Origin of the sequence: Pseudomonas sp. NBRC 111124, assembly GCF_001320245.1 — a bacterium.
Taxonomy (GTDB): Bacteria; Pseudomonadota; Gammaproteobacteria; order Pseudomonadales; family Pseudomonadaceae; genus Aquipseudomonas.
The window spans coordinates 1-771 of the sequence record NZ_BCBA01000025.1 but is presented as its reverse complement, the minus strand read 5'-3'; the positions used below and the strand labels follow the sequence as shown (position 1 = coordinate 771).

The window sequence follows — 771 nt, the reverse complement described above, 5'->3', positions numbered from 1 at the left end:
AGATCAGCGAAGCGCTGACCGATACCGCGCACTGGGACTTCACCCGCCTCATGACCATCCGTGAAGCGAACGAAGCGCAGATTGCCGAAGGCGGTGATGACAACCGCTTCCCGGTCTACCCACAGCGCTTGGTTGCCGACATCCGCCGCGCGCTGCCGTCCGAAGGCATCGTTGCCCTGGACAACGGCATCTACAAGATCTGGTTCGCGCGCAATTACAAGGCGCACAAGCCAAACACCGTGCTGCTGGACAACGCCTTGGCGACCATGGGCGCCGGCCTGCCATCGGCCATGGCTTCGCACCTGGTGTACCCGGACCGCCCGGTGATCTCGGTATGCGGCGACGGTGGCTTCATGATGAACAGCCAGGAGCTGGAAACCGCAGTACGTCTGGGTATGCACATCACCGTGGTGATCCTGCGTGACGACGGCTACGGCATGATCCGCTGGAAGCAGGCCAACATGGGCTTCACCGATTTTGGCCTGGACTACGGCAACCCGGACTTCGTCAAGTACGCCGAAGCCTACGGTGCCAATGGTCATCGTGTGGAAAGCGCCGAAGCGTTCCTGCCGCTGCTCGAGCACTGCATCAAGACCCCAGGTGTGCACGTGATCGACTGCCCGGTCGACTACAGTGAGAACGACCGCATCCTCAACAGCGAACTGCGTGAGCGTGCGCTGGCGGTATAAGGCTTAACGGCCAATTCGCGGCGGTTCGGCGCCTCAATGACCCGGGGCCCCTGTGGGAGCGGGTTCATCGGGGCGCCGAACC

At 62.5% G+C, this 771-nt stretch carries 1 protein-coding gene; it reads left to right on the top strand.

Going from position 1 to position 771, the window contains the following annotated elements; translation table 11 throughout:
- Nucleotides 1-689, top strand: a 689-nt coding sequence (locus APH28_RS10950; RefSeq protein ID WP_256249123.1) for a thiamine pyrophosphate-dependent enzyme, incomplete at its 5' end; no start/stop codon positions are given.
- Nucleotides 690-771 lie beyond the last annotated feature (82 nt).